This window comes from Variovorax sp. TBS-050B (assembly GCF_029893635.1).
In the GTDB taxonomy this organism is placed as follows: Bacteria; Pseudomonadota; Gammaproteobacteria; order Burkholderiales; family Burkholderiaceae_C; genus Variovorax.
In genome coordinates, this window is the sequence record NZ_JARXYR010000002.1 from 2,179,045 (window position 1) to 2,197,647 (window position 18,603).

The window sequence follows — 18,603 nt, forward strand, 5'->3', positions numbered from 1 at the left end:
TGTCTAGTCTCCAGTTGTCATCAAGGATCGGACAGCCGAACGCAGAGATCGCAGAGATCACGCAGAAGTCGCAAAAGAAGAAATCAAAATTTGGTTTTTCTTTTGCGACTTCTGCGAAACCTTCGCGTCCTCTGCGTTCTGCCCCCGCATTCAATACCCGAGCTTCCTCGGCAGCCACAGCGCCAGTTCGGGGAAGGCGATCACCAGCACCATCACCACGAACATCGAGAACAGCAGCCAGCCGACCCAGCGCACCGTCTCTTCCATGCGCACCTTCGCGATGCGGCACGACACCATCAGGTTGACCGCGAGCGGCGGCGTGAACTGGCCGAGCGCGACCTTGAGCGTGAGGATCACGCCGAACCACACCGGGTCCCACTTGTAGTGCTGCACGATCGGCAGCAAGAGCGGCACGAAGATCAGGAAGATCGACACACCGTCGAGGAACATGCCGACCGTGATCAAGAGCAGGATCAGCAGCGCGAGGATGCCGTACTCGCCCAGGCCCGAATCGACGATCGCGCGCGTCACCGGATCGATCACGCCGAGCGTGGAGAGCGAATACGCGAAGATGCCCGCGAGCGACACCACGATCAGGATCACGGCCGAGAGCTCGCCCGATTCGCGCAGGATCACGAACAGGTCGCGCACCTTGATGGTCCGGTGCACGCACATGCCCACGAACAGGCCGTAGAACACCGCCACCACCGCGGCCTCCGTGGGCGTGAACCAGCCCGCGCGCATGCCGCCGAGGATCAGCACCGGCGCCGCCAGGCCCCAGCTCGCATCGCGCAGGCTCTTCCAGAATGGCGGGCGCGGCAGCGTCGATTCGAGCGCGCCCATCCTGTGCTTGCGCGCGAGCAGCACGGCCGGGATCATCAGCGCCAGGCCCGCCATCACGCCAGGCACCATGCCGGCCGCGAACAGCGCCGGCACCGAGGCGCCGGGCACCAGCACCGAATACACGATGAAGGCCACCGAGGGCGGTATCAGGATGTCGGTGGCCGCCGCGGCGCCCACCACGCTGGCAGAGAAGGGCGCCGGGTAGCCGGCGCGCGACATCGCGGCGATCATCACCGCGCCCACGGCGGCGGCGTTGGCCGGGCCCGACCCCGAGATGCCGCCGAGGAACATCGCCACCGCAATGGCGACCAGCGGCAGCATGCCGGGCCCGCGCCCGACGATCGCCACCGCGAAGTTCACCAGCCGCAGCGCCACGCCGGAGCGGTCGAAGATCGAGCCCACGAGCACGAACATCGGGATCGCGAGCAGCGGGTACTTGCCCAGGCCCGCATAGAAGTTCTGCGGCACCGCGAGCAGGCCGTACCACTGGGCGTCGGCGTTCGCGAGCGCGATGCAGGCCGCGCCCGCGAGCCCGAGCGAAGCGCCGATGGGCACGCCCACCAGCATCATCAGCAGGAAGGCGACGAAGAGCAGCGTCGCGATCACCGGGCGCCGTCCTTGCCGCCGTCGTCGCCCTCGTGCGTGCGCACGTCCTTGCGACCGCGACGGATCATCAGGCCCACGGCGCGCAGCGCGATCGCGAAGGAGACGATCGGCAGCCACATCGAATACCACCAGGCCGGCAGCCCGATGCCCGGCGTGGTCTCGTCGAAGCGCCAGTCGTCCCACACCATGCGGATGCTCAGCGCGCCGATCAGCGTGAACAGCAGCGCGATCATCAGCGCCCCGAACTGCGCGAGCCGCTTGCGCCGCGCCATCGAACCGCTCTCGGAAAAGTATTCGATGCGGATGTGCCGGTCGCGCGCCACCGCGGCCGAGCCGGCCACCAGCGCCAGCATGATCATCAGGAAGACCGAGAACTCCTCGGTCCAGGCGAAGGAGGAGTCGGTGAAGTAGCGCACCAGCACGTTGGCGAAGGTGATGAGCGCGAGCGCGCCCATGATGAGGACGGTGAGCCAGTCCTCGATGGCGAGCGGCACCTTCGTGGGCTCGTCGGCGGCTTCGATGTCGGGGGGGAGGGGGCTGGCGGCGTCCAGCACCGGGCCGGACTCGTTGGGAGTGGTCATCGAGGGGAAAGGGGGAAGCAGCGAGGGATGTTAGCCATCCATGCCCTTTCCTTCATCGGGGTTTTCCTAAGCTGCGGCCCCCTCCGCGCCCCCCGGGGACGCTATTCGAGCTTCGCGCCCGACTCCTTGATCAGCCGCTCCCACACCGGGCTCTCCTTCCTGTAGACCGCGGAAAAGGCCTCGGGCGAGCTCTCCTTGAGGTCGAAGCCCATGGCCGCCACGCGCTGCTGCACATCGGGCTGGCGCGTGGCCTTGCCGACTTCCTCGGCGATACGCGCGACGATCGGCTTGGGCGTGCCGGCGGGCATCGCGATCGCGAGCCAGCCGGTCACGCGGTAGGCCTCGTCGTCCAGGCCCTGTTCGGCCAGCGTGGGCACGTTGGGGAGCGTCGCCATGCGGCGCTCGCCGCTCACGCCGACGGCCCTGAGCTTGCCGGCCTCGATGTGGGGCTTGGCCACGAGCGCGCTCGCGAAGGCCATCTGGATCTGGCCGCCGATCAGGTCCTGCAGCATCGGCGACTCGCCCTTGTAGGCCACGTGGTTCATCTCGGCCTTCTGCGACAGGCTCATGTGCGCGCCGGCCAGGTGCGGATAGGCGCCCACGCCGTAGGAGCCGTAGGCCACCTTGCCCTTGTTGGCGGCCACGTACTTCAGCAGCTCGGGCGCGGTCTTCACGGGCACGCTTGGATGCACCACCAGCACCAGCGGCGCGGTGGCGATCTGGTAGACCAGCGTGAGGTCGCGCTGCGTGTCGTAGGGCAGCTTGGTGTAGAGGAACTGGTTCGTGAGCAGCGAGTTGCTGAGCGCCAGCACCAGCGTGTAGCCGTCGGGCGGGGCCTTGGCGACGGCGTCGGTGCCGATGATGCCGGCCGCGCCGGGCTTGTTGTCGACGATGACCGGCTGGCCGAGGCCCGCGGCCATCTTCTCGCCGATCACGCGCGCGAGCACGTCGGTCGCGCCGCCGGCGGCGAAGGGCACGACCATGCGGATCGGCTTGCTCGGGTAGGTCTGGGCCCAGGCGCCCGTGGCCGCGAGCAGGAGCGCGGCGGCGGTGGCGCGCTGGAAGGCGCGGCGGGGGATGGCGGGGGTCTTCATGTCGTCGATGTCTCCGATGGTGGTTCTTGTCAGGCGGTGTGCACCCGCGTCTTGAAAGGCAGCGGCGCGAGGGCGGCTTCGATGCGCTGCTGCAGCGTGGCCGCGTGCGCGCCCGCGGCCGCGGGGTCGATGCGCACCTCGACCAGGCGCTCGCCCTCGGTCCGCACCTGCGGCAGCGCGGCCGCCTCGATGCCGAGTTCGGCGCCCAGCTGCGCGACCGTGGCCGCCACCACCCGGCTCGCGGCCATGGCGCGCAGTTCGGGCTTGTAGATCTTGCCGACGTTGGTCATCGGCATGGTGTCGATGACGAACACCGAGCGCGGCTTCGCGGGCGCCTCGTCCACGCGCGCGGCGGTGAAGGCCAGCAGCTCCTCTTCGGTGGCCGAGGCGCCGGGCACCAGCGTCGCGAAGACCACCGGCAGCTCGCCCGCATAGGCGTCGGGCGCGCCCACGGCGGCGCAGAGCTGCACGGCCGGGTGCGCGCCGATCGCATCCTCGATGACCTTGGGGTCGATGTTGTGGCCGCTGCGGATGATCAGGTCCTTCGAGCGGCCGCTGAGGTTGAGCCGGCCCTCGGCGTCGATCCAGCCCAGGTCGCCGGTCGCGAGCCAGCCGTCGGCGGTGAAGGCCTTCGCGTTGTCGGCCGGATCGACGAAGCCCGAGAAGAGATTGGGTGACTTGAAAAGCACCATGCCCTGCTCGCCGGGCGGCAGTTCGCGGTCGCTGGCGTTGCCGTTCTCGTCGAGCGCGACGATGCGCATCTGCATGTAGGGCAGCGGAAAGCCCACGCAGCCAGCGGGCCCGTCCACGCCCGGCGGCGTGATGGTCGAGATGCCGGCCATCTCGGTCATGCCCAGGCTCTCGTGCACATGCAGGCCGAACAGGCGCTCGAAGCGCGCCGCGAGCTCGGGCGAGAGCACCGCCGCACCGGTGCGGCAGTAGCTGATCGAGGAGATGTCGGCGCCGTCCAGCGGCACGTTGGCCAGCGCCGCGAGCACCGTGGGTACGGCTGAGAGCGAGGTCGGCCGGTACTTCTGGACCAGCTTCCAGTAGTTGGCGAGCACCTCCTTGTTGCGCAGCAGCGAGGTGGTGGGAATGATCACCTCGACCCCGGCCGACAGCGAGGCCAGCGAGGCCGGCAGCACGCCCGCCACATGGAACAGCGGATAGCCGTTGATCGAGATGCCGTTCTCGTTCATGCCCGCGACCTGCACGCTGGCCCAGGCCGTGAACACCTGCGCGCCGTGGCTGTGGCGCGCGAGCTTGGGCGCGCCGGTGGTGCCGCCGGTGTGGAAGTAGGCCGCGATGTCGGCGGGCGCGATGTCGCGTCCGCTCACGAGGCGGTCCGAAGGCTGCGCCGCGCGCAGCGCATCGAAGTCGGCCACGCCCTCGGGCAGGGCGCCCGCCGCGCCGGGCGCTTCGTCGTGCGGCGCCACGCGCAGCACCGTGGTCAACGTGGGCACCTGGCCGCGCAGCCGCATCGCCTTCGACCACATGCCCGATTCGGCATCGGAGCCGTAGGCGATCAGCACCTTGGCGCGGCCGGCGGTCATCAGTGCCACCAGCTTCTCGTCGGTCAGAAGCGGATTGAGCGGCTGCACGATGCCGGCCGCCTCGCCGCCCCAGAGCGCGAGGTGGTATTCGAGGCAACCCGGCAGCAGCACGGCGACCGCGTCCTGCGGCCCCACGCCGAGCGCATGCAGCAGGTTCGCGGTCTGGTGGATGCGCGCGAGCAGCTCGGCATACGACCAGCGGATCGGTTCGTCGGCCGGGTTGCCGGTGCGCAGGAAGGTCAGCGCGTTCTTGGCGCCGAAGGCATGGCCCGCGTTGCGGAAGATCTCGTAGGTGCTGCGCACCGTGAGCGCCTCTTCGAGCGGCGTCTGCTCGAGCCGGCGGATGTCCGCCAGGCTGCGCACCGGGAACGCGGGGCGGAACGGTGCGCCGACCGGGCGCGGGTAGGCGTGGTCGATGGCCTTGTCTGCTGCTGCCATGGCTTGTCTCCTTGCGGCCGCACGGCCGCGCTGTTTCTTCTGGTGCCGCGGCCGGTTACTGGGCGGTGATCTTGTTGTCGCGGATCACCTTGCCCCAGCGATCGTAGTCCTGGCGCATGCGCTGGCCGGTCTGCTCGGGCGTGGCGTAGGCCGCGAACGAGCCCACGCCTTCGAGCTTCTCCTGCACTTCCTTGTCGGCGAGCGCGGTCTTGAGTTCGGCGCTCACGCGGTCGACCACGTCCTTCGGCGTGCCGGCCGGCGCCAGCAGGCCGCCCCACGAGGTGGCGTCGAAGCCCGGGAAGCCCTGCTCGGCCACGGTCTTCACCTCGGGCAGCAGGCGCAGCCGCGTGCCGGAGCCGACCGCGATCGGGCGCAGCGTGCCCGAGCGGATGTGCGGCGTCACGGCCACGAGGTCGGAGAACATCGCCGGCACCTGGCCGCCGATCAGGTCGGTCACGGCGGGCGCGCTGCCGCGGTAGGGCACGTGCTGCATCTCGAACTTGCCGATGTTCTTGAGCTGCTCGGTCGTCAAGTGGCCGAAGCTGCCGGCGCCCGCGGTCGTGTAGTTGAGCTTGCCGCCCTCGGCCTTGGCCTTGGCGATCAGGCCCTGCAGGCTGGTGACTTCCGGCAGCGACTTCGGATTGACCACCATCACGATCGGCAGGTCGTAGACCGTGCCCACGGGCGTGAAGCTCTTGAAGATGTCGTAGGGCGTCTGGCCGTAGAGGTGGGCCGCCAGCAGCGTGGGCGTGGCGAGCATCACGAAGGTGTAGCCGTCGGGTGCGGCCTTGGCCGCGAAGGCCGCGCCGATGGTGCCCGAGGCGCCGCTGCGGTTGTCGATCAGGATGTTCTGCTTCAGGCCCTGCGACATCTTCTGCGCCACGATGCGCGTCGCCACGTCGGTCGGGCCGCCGGGCGGGAAGGGCACGACGAAGGTGATGGGCTTGGCGGGCCAGGCCTGCGCGAGGGCGCTGCCGGCGGTCAGCGCAAGGGCGGCGGCGAGCAGCGCGCGGCGTGCGGGATGGCGGAGGGAACGGAAAGAGGAAGAGGAGAGAGCCATGGACTGCTGTTTCAGGGGATCAGGGATGCACGGGAGCGCGGCGTGCGCGGTTCAGATCACGCCGCCGGACTTGAGCGCGGCCAGCTTGTCTTCCGACAGGCCGAGCAGGGACTGGAGCACGTCGCGCGTGCCTTCGCCCAAGGTGGGCGGCGCGCTGCGCACCGGCAGGCGCTCGCCGTCGAAGCGGTAGGGCGGCGCGAGCACGTCGACCTCGCCGGCCACCGGATGGGGCTGGCGCGTGACCAGCCCGGCCTCGGTCGCGCGCTTCGAGCGCAGCGCCTCGAGCAGGCCCAGCACCTCGCCGCAGGGAATGCCCGCCGCCGTGAGCTTCTCGAGCAGCAGCGCGCGCGGGCGCTTCGCGAGTTCGGCATGCAGTTCGGGCAAGAGCACCGCGCGATTGGCCGAACGCAGGATGTTGGTCTTGAAGCGCTCGTCGGCCGCGAGGTCGGGCCGCTCGATCACCTCGGTGCAGAAGCGCGCGAACTGCGCGTTGTTGCCCACCGTGATGACCAGCGGGCCGTCGGCCGCGTCGAACACGCCGTAGGGCACGATCGAGGGATGCGAGTTGCCGTAGCGCGGCGGGTCCTCGCCCGCGAGCAGCGCCTCGAGGCCGTAATAGGCCGTGATCATCAGGCCGCAGTCGAACAGCGCCATCTCGACATGGCGGCCCTTGCCCGTGCGCTCGCGCTGGTAGAGCGCCGCGAGCACGGCCTGCGCCGAGTACATGCCGGTGAACAGGTCCACCGCCGCCACGCCGAACTTCAGCGGCGCCTGGTCGGCTTCGCCGTTGATCGCCATCAGCCCGGCCTCGCCCTGTACCACGAGGTCGTAGCCGGGCCGCGCGGCCTCGGGGCCGGTGCGGTCGTAGCCCGAGATCGAGCAGTAGATCAGGCGCGGGTTCTCCTGGCTCAGCTGCGCATAGCCGAGGCCCAGCTTGTCGATGCCGCCGTACTTGAAGTTCTGCAGCACCACGTCGCACTGCTTCGCGAGGTCGCGCGCGATCTGCTGGCCCTCGGGCGTCTGCAGGTCGAGCGTGACCGAGCGCTTGTTGCGGTTCACGCTGTTGAAGTAGGCGGTCTCGGTCTGGCCGACGCGCAGACCCCAGTCGCGCGTGTCGTCGCCGCGGCCCGGATGCTCGACCTTGATGACCTCGGCGCCCATGTCGGCCAGCACCATGCCGCACCAGGGGCCGGCCAGGATGCGGGAGAGGTCGAGCACGCGCACGCCGGCGAGCGGCAGCGATGAATTCAGTGAGGAAGGCATGGCGAGGAAGACTTTGGGAAAACGGAAAAGCCCCGCAGGGCGTGCGGGGCGTGGATCTGGGATGCCGGCCGCCGTGTCAGGCCGCGCCCTTCGGCGCGCGCCGCAACGCGACGAAGTCGGCGCGGCGCTTGCCGAGGAAGGCGCCGATGCCCTCGGCCGCCTCGACATCGCCCTGCGACTCGACCATCGACACGGCTTCCGCGTCGAGCTGCTGCTCGAGCGTGGCATGGTGCGCCTGGCGGCACAGCGACTTGATGCGCGCCATCGCGCGCTGCGGACCGGTCGCGACCTGGGCCGCGAGCGCCACCGCCTCGGCGAGCGCCTGGCCCTTGTCGGTCAGGCGGTTGACCGCGCCGAGCTGGTTGAGCCGCTCGGCCGTCACGCGGTCGCCGGTCAGGCAGAGCTCGGTCAGCACCTGGCGCGAGACGAACTCGGCCAGGAACGCGGTCGCGCCGCCGTCGGGCGTGAGCCCGACCTTGACGTAGGCCACGGTGAAGAAGGCATCGCGCGCCGAGACCAGCATGTCGCAGGCCAGCGCCATCGACAGGCCCGCGCCCGCGGCGCCGCCCTCGACGGCCGCGATCACCGGCTTGCCGCAGTCGCGCAGCGCGCGGATCAGGTTGTTGAGCCCTTCGAGGATCTGGCGCCGTTCGGCCATCGGCAGTTCGCGCCGCTTGGCGAGCAGGTTCAGGTCGCCGCCCGAGCAGAAGAAGTCGCCCGCGCCGGTGAACACGATCGCGCCGACCTCGGGGTCGCGCTCCGCGTCGGCCAACGCGGCCGAGAGTTCCGCGTAGAGCGTGGGCGTGATCGCGTTGCGCGCGCCCGGGTTGCTGTTGGTCAGGATGCGCACAGCGCCTTCCTGGCTCACGAGAACGGTCTTGTTGCCTTCGCTCATGCTGCGATCTCCTTGCCGAGTTGGATGTAGCGCTGCAGATGATGATCCTCGTCGCCGAGCTGGTGGTCGATCATCACGAGCCGCTTGGCGTAATGCGGCAGCGGCAGCTCCCAGGTCATGCCGATGCCGCCGTGCATCTGGATGCTTTCTTCCGCCACCAGCGCGCCGATGCGACCGATGCTGAACTTGGCGGCCGAGAGCGCGCGTTCGCGCGCCACGCGGTCGTTGCCGTCGATGGCGGCCGCGGCGTTGATGACCGCCGAGCGGGCCTGCTCGATCTCGAGCAGCAGGTCGGCCATGCGGTGCTGCAGCGCCTGGAAGCTGCCGATCAGCAGGCCGAACTGCTTGCGCGTGCGCAGGTAGTCGAGCGTCGCGGCCTTGGCCGCTTCCATCGCACCGAGCGCCTCGGCGCAGAGCGCGAGCACGCCGCGGCCGATCGCGCGTTCGAGCACTGTGTGGCCTTCGCCCGCGCTGCCGAGCAGCGCCTCGGCGCCGAGCTTCACGCCCTCGAACGAGAGCTCGGCCACGCGGCCGCCGTCGATCGACGGGCAGCCGCGCACCGTGAGGCCGGCGGTCTTCGCGGGCACCAGGAAGAGCGAGATGCCGGCCGCGTCGTCCACGCCGCCCGCGCAGCGCGCCGAGACCAGGAACAGGTCGGCCTGCTCGCCCTGCGGCACCACGGCTTTGGCGCCGTTCAGAACCCAGCCGTCGCCGCTGCGTTCCGCCCAGGTCTGCACGCGGGTGCGCTCGTAGTGCGTGTCGGCCTCGTCGTGCGCGAAGGCCGCGACGATCTCGCCGTTGATGATCGCGCCGAGCTTCTGCTTCTGGGCCTCGCTGCCGGCGGTGCTGATCGCCTCGCCGACCATGACCGCGCCGAGCAGCGGCTCGACCACCAGGCCGCGGCCCAGCGCCTCGAAGACCACGGCGATGTCGAAGCCGCTGCCGCCGAAGCCGCCGTCGGCCTCGCTGAACAGCGCGCCGATCACGCCGAGCTCGGCGAACTGGCGGAAGATCTCCTGGCTGAAGCCGTGCGCCGACTTGGCGATGCGGTCGCGCGCATCGAAGGCGTACTGCTCGGCGATGAAACGGTTCAGGCTGTCGGCGAGCATGCGCCGGTCTTCGGTGTGTTCGAAGTTCATGGCATCTCTCCTTACAGGCCCAGGATCATCTTGGAGATGATGTTCTTCTGGATTTCATTGGAGCCGCCGAAGATCGACAGCTTGCGGTTGTTGAAGTAGCGCGAGGCCGCGGCCGAGGCGTAGTCGGGCCCGAAGGTCTCGCCGTCGTAGCCGTCCTTGAGCGCTTCCGCGACGAAGGGCCGCCCGTAGACGCCCATCGCGCGCCGCGCGAGCGAGGAGATCTCCTGGCGGATCTCGGTGCCGCGAATCTTGAGCATCGAGCTTTCCGCGCCCGGCACGCCACCGCCCGCCACGGCCGCGATCACGCGCAGGTTGGTGGTCTTCATGTTCTCGAGGTCGATCTCCACGCGCGCCATGCGCGCCGCGAAGGCCGGGTCTTCCGCCAGCGGCTTGCCGTTCTTCATGCGCTTCGCCGCGATGCCCTTCAACTGCTCGAGCGCCGCCACCGAGAAGCCCACGCCCGCGATGTTGGTGCGCTCGTAGGTCAGCAGGTACTTGGCGCAGGTCCAGCCCTTGTTCTCCTCGCCCACGAGGTTCTCGGCCGGCACGCGCACGTCGGAGAAGAACACCTCGTTCACTTCATGCTCGCCGTCGAGCGTGATGATCGGACGCACTTCCACGCCGGGCGAGTTCATGTCGATCAGCAGGAAGCTGATGCCCTCCTGCTTCTTCGCCTCGCGGTTGGTGCGCACCAGGCAGAAGATCATGTTGGCGTGCTGGCCCAGCGTGGTCCAGGTCTTCTGGCCGTTGACGATGAAGTGGTCGCCCTGGGCATCGATGCCGCGCACGGCCAAGGTCTTGACGGCCGCGAGGTCGGAGCCCGCGCCGGGTTCCGAATAGCCCTGGCACCACCAGTCGTCGCCGTTGAGGATGCGCGGCAGCCAGTATTTCTTCTGCGCCTCGTTGCCGTACTTGATGAGCACCGGGCCGAGCATGTTCACGCCGAAGGGCACGATGCGCGGCGCGAAGGCGAGCGCGCATTCGTTCTCGAAGATGAACTTCTCGACCGCGGTCCAGCCCGGTCCGCCGTACTGTTCGGGCCAGTGGTTGGCGAGCCAGCCGCGCGCATTGAGAATCGCGTGCCACTCGGCCATGTCGGCCTTCTCGAGGATCTTGCCGCTCTTGACCTTGTCGGAAAGGCGCGCGGGCAGCTTGTCGGCGAGGAAGGCGCGCACTTCGGCGCGGAAGGCTTCCTCTTCGGGGGTGAAGTTCAGGTCCATGAATTCTCGGTCTCAGTAAATCTCGAACAGGCCCGCCGCACCCATACCGCCCGCGATGCACATCGTGACCACCGCGTACTTCGCACCGCGGCGCTTGCCCTCGATCAGCACGTGGCCTGCGAGCCGCGCACCGGTCATGCCGAAGGGATGGCCGATCGAGATCGCGCCGCCGTTCACGTTGAGCAGTTCCGACGGAATGCCCAGCCGGTCCTGGCAGTAGATCGACTGCGAGGCGAAGGCTTCGTTGAGTTCCCACAGGCCGATGTCCTGCACCTTGAGGCCATGGCGCGCGAGCAGCTTGGGCACCGCGAACACCGGGCCGATGCCCATCTCGTCGGGCTCGCAGCCCGCCACCGCAAGGCCGCGGAAGGCGCCGAGCGGCCTGATGTTGGCGCGTTCGGCTTCCTTCGCTTCCATCAGCACGCAGGCCGAGGCGCCGTCCGAGAGCTGCGAGGCATTGCCCGCGGTGATGAACTTGTCCTCGCCCATCACGGGCTTGAGCTTGGCCAGCGCCTCGTAGGTGGTGCCGCGGCGGTTGCAGTTGTCCTCGGTGGCCGTGACCTCGCGGTGGCTGACTTCCTTCGTCTCCTTGTCGGTCACCGCCATCGTGGTGGTGCAGGGCACGATCTCGTCCTTGTAGCGGCCCGCGAGCTGGGCTTCCTCGGTGCGGCGCTGGCTCTCGACCGAGAAGCGGTCCTGCGCCTCGCGGCTGATGCCGTAGCGCTGGGCCACGATGTCGGCGGTCTCGATCATCGCCATGTAGAGCGCGGGCTTGTGCTCCACGATCCACGGGTCCATGCCGCTGTCGCCCGCATCGGTGGCGCTGCGGCTGCGGATCTGCGAGATGCTCTCGACGCCGCCCGCGATCATGGCCGGCGCGCCGTCCACCACGATGCGGCCCGCGGCCATCGCGATCGCCTGCAGGCCCGAGGCGCAGAAGCGGTTGACCGTGGTGCCCGCGATCGAGATCGGCAGGCCCGCGCGGATGATCGCCTGGCGCGCGATGTTGCGGCCGGTGGTGCCCTCGGGGTAGCCGCAGCCGAGGATCGCGTCCTCGATCTGCGCCGGGTCGAGGCCGGAGCGCTCGACCGCCGCCTTCACGGCGAAGGCCGCGAGCGTGGGCCCGGGCGTGATGTTGAATTCGCCGCGGTGCGCCTTGGTCAGCGGCGTGCGGGCGGTGGAAACGATGACGGCTTCGCGCATGGGAATGGCTCCTGGTGGACGGGGGCGCCGGTTACCCGGCTTGGTTGAGGCTCGCGAAGTCGGCGCCGCGCTCGACCAGTTCGACGAGCAGCGGCGAGGGCTGCCAGAACAGCGGGTCTTCCTTCGCGAATTCGCGGATGTCGGCCAGCACCTTCGCGAGGCCGACCGTGTCGGCGTACTTCATCGGGCCGCCGCGGTGGCGCGGGAAGCCGTAGCCGTAGAGGAAGGTCACGTCCACGTCGAGCGGACGCAGCGCGATGCCCTGGTGCACCACGTTGGCGCCCTCGTTGATCATCGCGGCCATGTAGCGGCGCATGATCTCGTCCTCGGTGAAGGCGCGCGGCGTGATGCCGGCGCGCCGGCGCTCGGCGTCGATGATCGCGAGCACCTCGGGATCGGGCTGGCCGGTGCGCGCGCCTTCGGGATAGAGGTAGTAGCCGCGGCCCGTCTTCTGGCCGAACCAGCCGCGCTCGCAGATGCGGTCGGCGATCTGCACGTAACGCGCCTTCGGGTCGCGCGTGGCGGCCTTGCGCTTGCGCGTGGCCCAGCCGATGTCGCCACCGGCGAGGTCCGACACCTGGAACGGGCCCATCGGGTAGCCGAAGTTGCGCACCGCTTCGTCGATCTGATAGGGCGAGGCGCCGTCCTCCATCATGTGGTCGGCGGCCTGGCGGTAGACCGCGAGGATGCGATTGCCGATGAAGCCGTCGCACACGCCGGCGCGCACCGGCACCTTCCTGAGCTTCTTCGCGAGCTCGAAGCCGGTGGCGACCACGTCGGCGCTGACCTTCGCGGGCACCACGATCTCGAGCAGCTTCATGATGTTGGCCGGCGAGAAGAAGTGCAGGCCCACCACGTCCTGCGGCCGCGAGATGCTGGCCGCGATCTCGTCGATGTCGAGGTACGAGGTGTTGGTGGCGAGCACCGCGCCCGGCTTGCAGACGCGGTCGAGCTCGGCGAACACCGCCTTCTTCACCGCCATGTCCTCGAACACGGCCTCGACCACGATGTCGGCCTTCGCGAGCGCGTCGTAGGCGGTCGAGCCCGTGAAGCGCGCCATCACGGCGGCCTTGGCTTCTTCCGTCATGCGGCCCTTCTTGACCAGGCCGTCGTAGACCTTCTCGACGTTGGCGCGCCCGCGTGCGAGCTGCGTGTCGTCGCGCTCGATCATGGTCACGGGCAGGCCGGCGTCGAGCATCGCCACCGCGATGCCCGCGCCCATGGTGCCGCCGCCGACGATGCCGGCCGATTCGAGCGCACGCGGCTTCGCGGCCTTGGTCTCTGGCGCCTTCAGCACTTCGCGTTCGGCGAAGAAGGCATGGATCAGGCCCGCGCGCTGCGGGCTGTCGATGCACTGCAGGAACAACTTGCGCTCCAGCGCCATGCCTTCGTCGAAGGGCAGCGTGAGCGCGGCCTCGACCGCCTCGATGATCTTCATCGGCGAGAACAGGCCGCGGCTCTTCTTCGCGGTCTCGGCGCGCGCGGCTTCGAGCGCGGCGCGCGCCGCGTCCTTGTCGGCCAGGCCCGCGGCCTCGCGCGTGCGGCGCACCGGCGCGTGGGCGGCGATCAGCTCGTTCGCGTAGGCCAGGCCTTCGGCGCGGGCATCGGCCTCCTGGCCGAGCCGGTCGACCAGGCCAAGCGAGAGCGCTTCCTTCGCGCCCGCGTGGCGGCCGCTCAGCATCAGTTCGAGCGCGGGCTTCACGCCGATCAGGCGCGGCGCGCGCTGCGTGCCGCCGGAGCCCGGCAGCAGGCCCAGCGCCACTTCGGGAAGGCCCAGCTTGGCGCTGGGCGCGGCGAGGCGGTAGTGCGCCGAGAGCGCCACTTCCAGCCCGCCGCCGAGCGCGGCGCCGTGGATCGCGGCGACCACGGGCTTGCTGCAGTTCTCGATCTTCAGGCAGGCCTCGGGCAGCGAGGGCGGCTGCGGCGCCTGGCCGAATTCGCGGATGTCGGCGCCCGCGATGAAGTTGCGGCCCGCGCCGACGATCAGCACCGCCTTCGCATCGGCATCGGCCTCGACGGCCTCGATCGCGGCCACGAGGCCGCGGCGCACGTCCACGCCCAGCGCGTTGACGGGCGGGTTGTCGATGGTGACGACGAACACCCCGCCTTCGCGCGCGAAGCTGACGGGACCGGAAGACGTGGAGGGGCTGGAGGAAGTGCTGGCCATGTGCTTTGTCTCTCGCGTTGGAGGCCCTGCAATTGCGCGAGGGCCTGAGGCTCTGGGGTGAACCCCGCATTCTTGGCCGGGTGCCGGCCTTTGACAATTGCATAAGGCGTTGACAGACTGTCAAAGAACTTTTGACAGAATCCCCGCCATGGACCTCCAATCGCTGTCCCTGCTGGTGGAAATCATCGATGCGGGCAACCTCAGCGCCGCCGCGCGCCGGCTCAAGATGAGCCGCGCCAACGTCAGCTACCACCTGAACCAGCTGGAGCGCTCGGTGGGCGCGCAGCTCGTGCGCCGCACCACGCGCCGCGCCGAGCCGACCGAGATCGGCCTGCGCCTCTACCAGCACGGCGTCGCGATCCAGGGCGAGCTGCTGGCCGCGCGCGAGTCGGTCACCACGCTGGGCGAAGGCCTGCAGGGCCGCGTGCGGCTCAGCGTGCCGAGCGGCTATGGCCAGCTCGTGATGGCCGACTGGCTGATCGACTTCAAGCGCCGGTATCCGGGCATCGTGCTCGACGTGGTGTTCGAGAACCGCATCGAGGACCTGCTGCGCGACGAGGTCGACATCGCGATCCGCGTGATGCCCGAGCCGCCGCAGAACCTCGTGGCGCGCGAACTCGGCCCGGTGCGCTACGTAGCCTGCGCATCGCGCGACTATGCCGCGCGGCATCCGCTGCCGACGCAGCTCGACGGGCTGCAGGGCGCGCCCGTGGTCACGGCCGCGGTCATCGGGCGGCAGCTGCGCGTGTCGGCCTACCAGGGCGAGACCCGGCGCGAGGTGATCCTGGAGCCGACGCTCATTTCGGAGAACTTCCTGTTCCTGCGCCAGGCCATCCTCGCGGGCCTGGGCATCGGCCTCGTGCCCGACTACGTGGTCAACGACGACGTGCGCCGCGGCGAGGTGCTGACCACGCTCGACGACTGGCGCCTGTCGATCTTCGGCACCCAGATGTTCATGCTCTACATGCCGAACCGCCAGCACACGCGCGCGATCCGCACCTTCATCGACTTCATCCTCGAGCGGGTGCGCGCGCCGGGCGCGGCCGCCGAATCGAACTAGCGCGCGGCCCGCGGCTCAGGCGCTGCGCAACGCGCGCCCCGGGGCGTGCTCGGCGGCCGGCGCATCGAGCGGGCCCAGCCGCCGCATCTTGTCGTAGAGCGTCTTGCGCGGCAGCCCGAGCCGCTCGGCCGCCGCGGCCGCGCTGCCGCCGCAGGCCTCGAGCGCCTCCTGGATCAGGTAGCGCTCGAACTGCGCCATCTGCTCGTCGAGCGGGCGCGAGGCGCCTTCCGCGGTGCGCTGCACGCCCTCGTCGCCGTCCCACAGGCCGATCACGAAGCGGTCGGCGATGTTGCGCAGCTCGCGCACGTTGCCGGGCCAGGCATGCGCCATCAGCGCCTGCAGATGGCGCGGCGTGACGGCGGGCAGCGCGCGCTCGTGGCGCAGCGCGGCCTGCATCGCGAAGTGGGTGAACAGCAGCGGGATGTCCTCGCGCCGGTCGCGCAATGGCGGCAGGCGCAGCACCACTACGCTGAGGCGGTAGTAGAGGTCGTCGCGGAACTTCTTCTCGCGCGCGGCTTCGAGCAGGTCGGCCTTGGTGGCGGCGACCACGCGGCTGTCCATCGGCCGCAGCTCGTTGGAGCCCAGGCGTTCGTACTGGCGCTCCTGCAGCGCGCGCAGCATCTTGACCTGCAGGTTCATCGGCATGGTCTCGATCTCGTCGAGGAACAGGGTGCCGCCGCGCGCATGCTCGATCTTGCCGATGCGGCGCTTGGCCGCGCCGGTGAAGGCGCCGGCCTCGTGGCCGAACATCTCGCTCTCGAACAGCGCCTCGGGCATGCCGCCGCAGTTGATGGCCGCGAACTGGCCCTCGCGCCGGCGGCCGTGGTCGTGCAGGCAGCGCGCGACCAGCTCCTTGCCGGTGCCGGTCTCGCCGAGGATCAGCACGTCGGCGTCGGTGGTCGCGACGTCGAGCACCAGCCGGCGCAGCCGCTGCATCGCCGACGAGCGGCCGATCAGCTTGGCCTCGATCGAGTCGTAGCTCGCGAGCTTGCGGCGCAGCAGGTCGACCTCGAGGCAGAGCGCGCGCTTGTCGAGCGCACGCTGCACCACCTCGGCCAGTTCCTCGGGCGAGAACGGCTTCTCGATGAAGTCGTAGGCGCCCAGGCGCATGGCCTGTACCGCCATCGTGATGTCGCCGTGGCCGGTGACGAGGATCACCGGCAGCGTGGCGTCGATCGCGAGCGCCTGCGACAGTAGCGCGAGGCCGTCCATGCCCGGCAGCTTGACGTCGGTGACCAGCACGCCCGCAAAGCCCGGCGCGAGCCGCGGCATCACCTGCTCGGCCGAGCCGAAGCCCGACACGCGCAGGCCCGCGAGCTGCAGCGCCTGCGTGCTGCCCATGCGCACCGCGGGGTCGTCCTCGACGAACAGCACTTCGAGCTCTTGGGTTTCAGCCATGGGGGATTGCTCCGCGCGGTCCGTTGCGCAAGGTGACGATGAAGGCGGCGCCGCCGAGCTCGCTCTCGCCCGCGCGCAGCAGGCCGCCGAAGTCGCGCACGATGCCGGCCGAGATCGCGAGGCCGAGGCCGAGCCCGAGGCCCTGCTCCTTGGTGGTGAAGAAGGGCTCGAAGAGGCGCGGCATCACCTCGGGCGCGATGCCGCCGCCGTTGTCGTGCACCTCGATCAGCGTGCCCTCGGGCGTGCGGCGCGCCACGATGCGCACCCGGCGCACGGCCGCGCCGCCGGCGGCGGTGGCGTCGAAGGCATTGGCGAGCAGGTTGACGAGCACCTGCTCCAGCCGGTTGCTCTCGCACAGCGCATAGAGATGCGGCTCGATCGCCTGCTCGAGCTGGATGCGCTCCTGGCGGATGCGCTGGTCGAGCAGGAAGAGCGGCGTCGGCGATCACGTCGGCCAGCGCGACCGAGCGCAGCGACACCGCCGAGCGGCGCGCGAACTTCTTGAGCTGCGCGGTGATCTGGCCCATGCGGTCGGTCAATTGGCAGATGGTGCGCAGGTTCAGGTCGACCTGCTCGAAGGCGCCGCGCTCGAGGAACACCACCGCGTTGGCCGACAGCGTGCGCAGCGCGGTCAGCGGCTGGTTGAGCTCGTGCGTGATGCCGGCCGACATCTGGCCGAGCACCGCCATCTTGCCGGTCTGCACCAGGTCGTCGAGCGTGTTCTTGAGGATCTCCTCGGCGCGCTTGCGCTCGGCGATCTCGGTCTGCAAGTGGTGGTTGGCTTCGCTCAGCGCCTCGGTGCGCAACTGCACCTTGTGCTCGAGTTCGTCGTAGGCGCCCTGCAGCGCCTCGCGCGCCGCGAGCCGCTGGTGCACGATGCGGCGGCGCTGCTGCAGGTACAGCACCAGCAGCGTGAGGAAGACCAGCGCGAACACGGTGGCCACGGCGCTGGTGCGCGCGAGCGCATGCACCGGCTTCATGTCCGACAGCATGATGAGCTTCCAGTCGGTGCCGTCCACCGGCCGGCTGTCGAGCAGGTAGTCGGGGCCGAAGGGTTCGCCCGCCGCTTGGCGCAGCGCCTCGCCCGCGCTGAGCTGTACCACGGTGCCGTCGCCGCCCGACAGCGGCTTGTGCTCGCGCATGTCGATCGGGGTGAGCGCGCCGGCCTCGGTGTACTGCCGCGTCTGCGCGAGCTGCTGCAGCGTCTCGCTCGACAGCGGACGCAGCGCGCGGAACTTCCAGCCCGGGTCGGACGAGAGGAACACCACGCCGTTGCCGTCCACCGCGAGCACCTTGTCGGCCGAATGCGACCAGGTGGCGTCGAGCTTGTCGAGGTTGACCTTCACGGTCGCCACGCCGAGCTGACGCGCGCCGTCCTGGATGCCGTAGGAGAAGTAGTAGCCGGGTTCGCGGCTCACGGTGCCGATGCCGTAGAAGCGCCCGGGCACGCCGCGCAGCGCGTCCTGGAAGTAGGGCCGGTACGAGAAGTTCATCGCCACGAAGCTGCCGGCCTGGTTCCAGTTGCTCGCGGCCAGCGTGAGGCCCGCGGCGTCCATCACGTACAGGGCCGAGGCCTGCGCATGGGCGTTGACGGTCTCGAGGTAGACATTGGCGTTGAACTGCAGGCTGCTGTCCGCGGGGCTGCGCAGCAGGTCCAGCACGTCGGGGCTCAGCGACAGCACCTGCGGCAGGTACTCGTAGCGGCTCAGTTCGCTGCGCAGGCTGGTCGAGTAGATGTCGAGACGGTGCAGCGTGCCCTGCTGCAGCGAGCGGATGCCCGCGCGCTCGCCCACCAGGTAGGCGAGCGCGCCGCCGGCGCCGATCAGGCACAGCCACACGCCGACGGCGGCCCAGCGGCGCCAGCGCGAGAGCTGCGCCGTGCCCGCGGCCGGCGCATCGCCGCCGTGCAGGCGCGCGAGCACCGCCTGGTCGCGCAGGTCGCCCGGCGTGCCCGCGAAGCCGGGCCGGTAGGGCGCGAAGAGCTTCAGCATGGCGCGGCCTGCCCTGAGGAGCCATGGCACGGGATCGGGAATCGGCGGTCTGCCGGTGGTCTGCATGGGAGGGTCCCGATCGTAGTCAGGCC

Annotated in this window: 14 protein-coding genes and 1 pseudogene; 1 reads left to right on the top strand and 14 read right to left on the bottom strand. The window is 70.0% G+C overall.

The window, feature by feature from the left end:
* Nucleotides 1-150: 150 nt before the first annotated feature.
* The 11 genes from M2165_RS13180 to M2165_RS13230 form a co-directional block, all read right to left on the bottom strand.
* On the bottom strand, nucleotides 151-1,449 hold the full coding sequence (locus tag M2165_RS13180) for a TRAP transporter large permease (protein ID WP_280815070.1): 1,299 nt from the start codon (nucleotides 1,447-1,449) through the stop codon (nucleotides 151-153).
* Entirely contained in the window at nucleotides 1,446-2,030 is a 585-nt protein-coding gene (locus M2165_RS13185) for a TRAP transporter small permease (protein WP_280815071.1), read from the bottom strand. The genes M2165_RS13180 and M2165_RS13185 overlap by 4 nt, the downstream gene beginning before the upstream one ends.
* 101 nt (nucleotides 2,031-2,131) lie before the next feature.
* On the bottom strand, nucleotides 2,132-3,124 hold the full coding sequence (locus tag M2165_RS13190) for a tripartite tricarboxylate transporter substrate binding protein (protein ID WP_280815072.1): 993 nt from the start codon (nucleotides 3,122-3,124) through the stop codon (nucleotides 2,132-2,134).
* Between the two features lie 29 nt (nucleotides 3,125-3,153).
* Nucleotides 3,154-5,115 carry an acyl-CoA synthetase gene (locus M2165_RS13195; protein WP_280815073.1) on the bottom strand — a complete coding sequence of 654 codons (1,962 nt, stop codon included), beginning with the start codon at nucleotides 5,113-5,115 and terminating at the stop codon, nucleotides 3,154-3,156.
* Nucleotides 5,116-5,170: 55 nt separating this feature from the next.
* Nucleotides 5,171-6,175 carry a tripartite tricarboxylate transporter substrate binding protein gene (locus M2165_RS13200; protein WP_280815074.1) on the bottom strand — a complete coding sequence of 335 codons (1,005 nt, stop codon included), beginning with the start codon at nucleotides 6,173-6,175 and terminating at the stop codon, nucleotides 5,171-5,173.
* Between the two features lie 51 nt (nucleotides 6,176-6,226).
* Nucleotides 6,227-7,438, bottom strand: a complete 1,212-nt coding sequence (locus tag M2165_RS13205) for a CaiB/BaiF CoA-transferase family protein (protein WP_280815075.1) — start codon at nucleotides 7,436-7,438, stop codon at nucleotides 6,227-6,229.
* A gap of 76 nt (nucleotides 7,439-7,514) precedes the next feature.
* Nucleotides 7,515-8,333 (bottom strand): enoyl-CoA hydratase, encoded by an 819-nt coding sequence (locus M2165_RS13210; RefSeq protein WP_280815076.1) that lies wholly within the window; start codon nucleotides 8,331-8,333, stop codon nucleotides 7,515-7,517.
* Nucleotides 8,330-9,472 (bottom strand): acyl-CoA dehydrogenase, encoded by a 1,143-nt coding sequence (locus M2165_RS13215; RefSeq protein WP_280815077.1) that lies wholly within the window; start codon nucleotides 9,470-9,472, stop codon nucleotides 8,330-8,332. The genes M2165_RS13210 and M2165_RS13215 overlap by 4 nt, the downstream gene beginning before the upstream one ends.
* An 11-nt stretch (nucleotides 9,473-9,483) precedes the next feature.
* Nucleotides 9,484-10,692, bottom strand: coding sequence for an acyl-CoA dehydrogenase family protein (locus M2165_RS13220; protein ID WP_280815078.1), 1,209 nt, complete (start codon nucleotides 10,690-10,692; stop codon nucleotides 9,484-9,486).
* 12 nt (nucleotides 10,693-10,704) lie between these two features.
* The gene (locus tag M2165_RS13225) at nucleotides 10,705-11,895 is read right to left on the bottom strand and encodes an acetyl-CoA C-acyltransferase (RefSeq protein WP_280815079.1); all 1,191 of its coding nucleotides are present in this window, start codon (nucleotides 11,893-11,895) and stop codon (nucleotides 10,705-10,707) included.
* Between the two features lie 31 nt (nucleotides 11,896-11,926).
* On the bottom strand, nucleotides 11,927-14,062 hold the full coding sequence (locus tag M2165_RS13230; protein WP_280815080.1) for a 3-hydroxyacyl-CoA dehydrogenase NAD-binding domain-containing protein: 2,136 nt from the start codon (nucleotides 14,060-14,062) through the stop codon (nucleotides 11,927-11,929).
* A gap of 148 nt (nucleotides 14,063-14,210) precedes the next feature.
* Between M2165_RS13230 and M2165_RS13235 the strand changes: the two genes are divergently transcribed.
* Entirely contained in the window at nucleotides 14,211-15,122 is a 912-nt protein-coding gene (locus tag M2165_RS13235; RefSeq protein ID WP_280815081.1) for a LysR family transcriptional regulator, read from the top strand.
* A gap of 15 nt (nucleotides 15,123-15,137) precedes the next feature.
* On the opposite strand, the gene M2165_RS13240 is transcribed toward M2165_RS13235, so the two are convergent.
* From M2165_RS13240 to M2165_RS26115, 3 genes and pseudogenes are all read right to left on the bottom strand, one after another.
* On the bottom strand, nucleotides 15,138-16,520 hold the full coding sequence (locus tag M2165_RS13240) for a sigma-54 dependent transcriptional regulator (protein ID WP_280815082.1): 1,383 nt from the start codon (nucleotides 16,518-16,520) through the stop codon (nucleotides 15,138-15,140).
* Nucleotides 16,513-16,851, bottom strand: coding sequence for an ATP-binding protein (locus tag M2165_RS13245; protein WP_280817532.1), 339 nt, complete (start codon nucleotides 16,849-16,851; stop codon nucleotides 16,513-16,515). Before M2165_RS13245 ends, M2165_RS13240 begins: the two co-directional genes overlap by 8 nt.
* A 166-nt stretch (nucleotides 16,852-17,017) precedes the next feature.
* Nucleotides 17,018-18,577 (bottom strand): annotated as a pseudogene (locus M2165_RS26115) (two-component sensor histidine kinase); the annotation flags it as partial.
* Nucleotides 18,578-18,603: the final 26 nt, after the last annotated feature.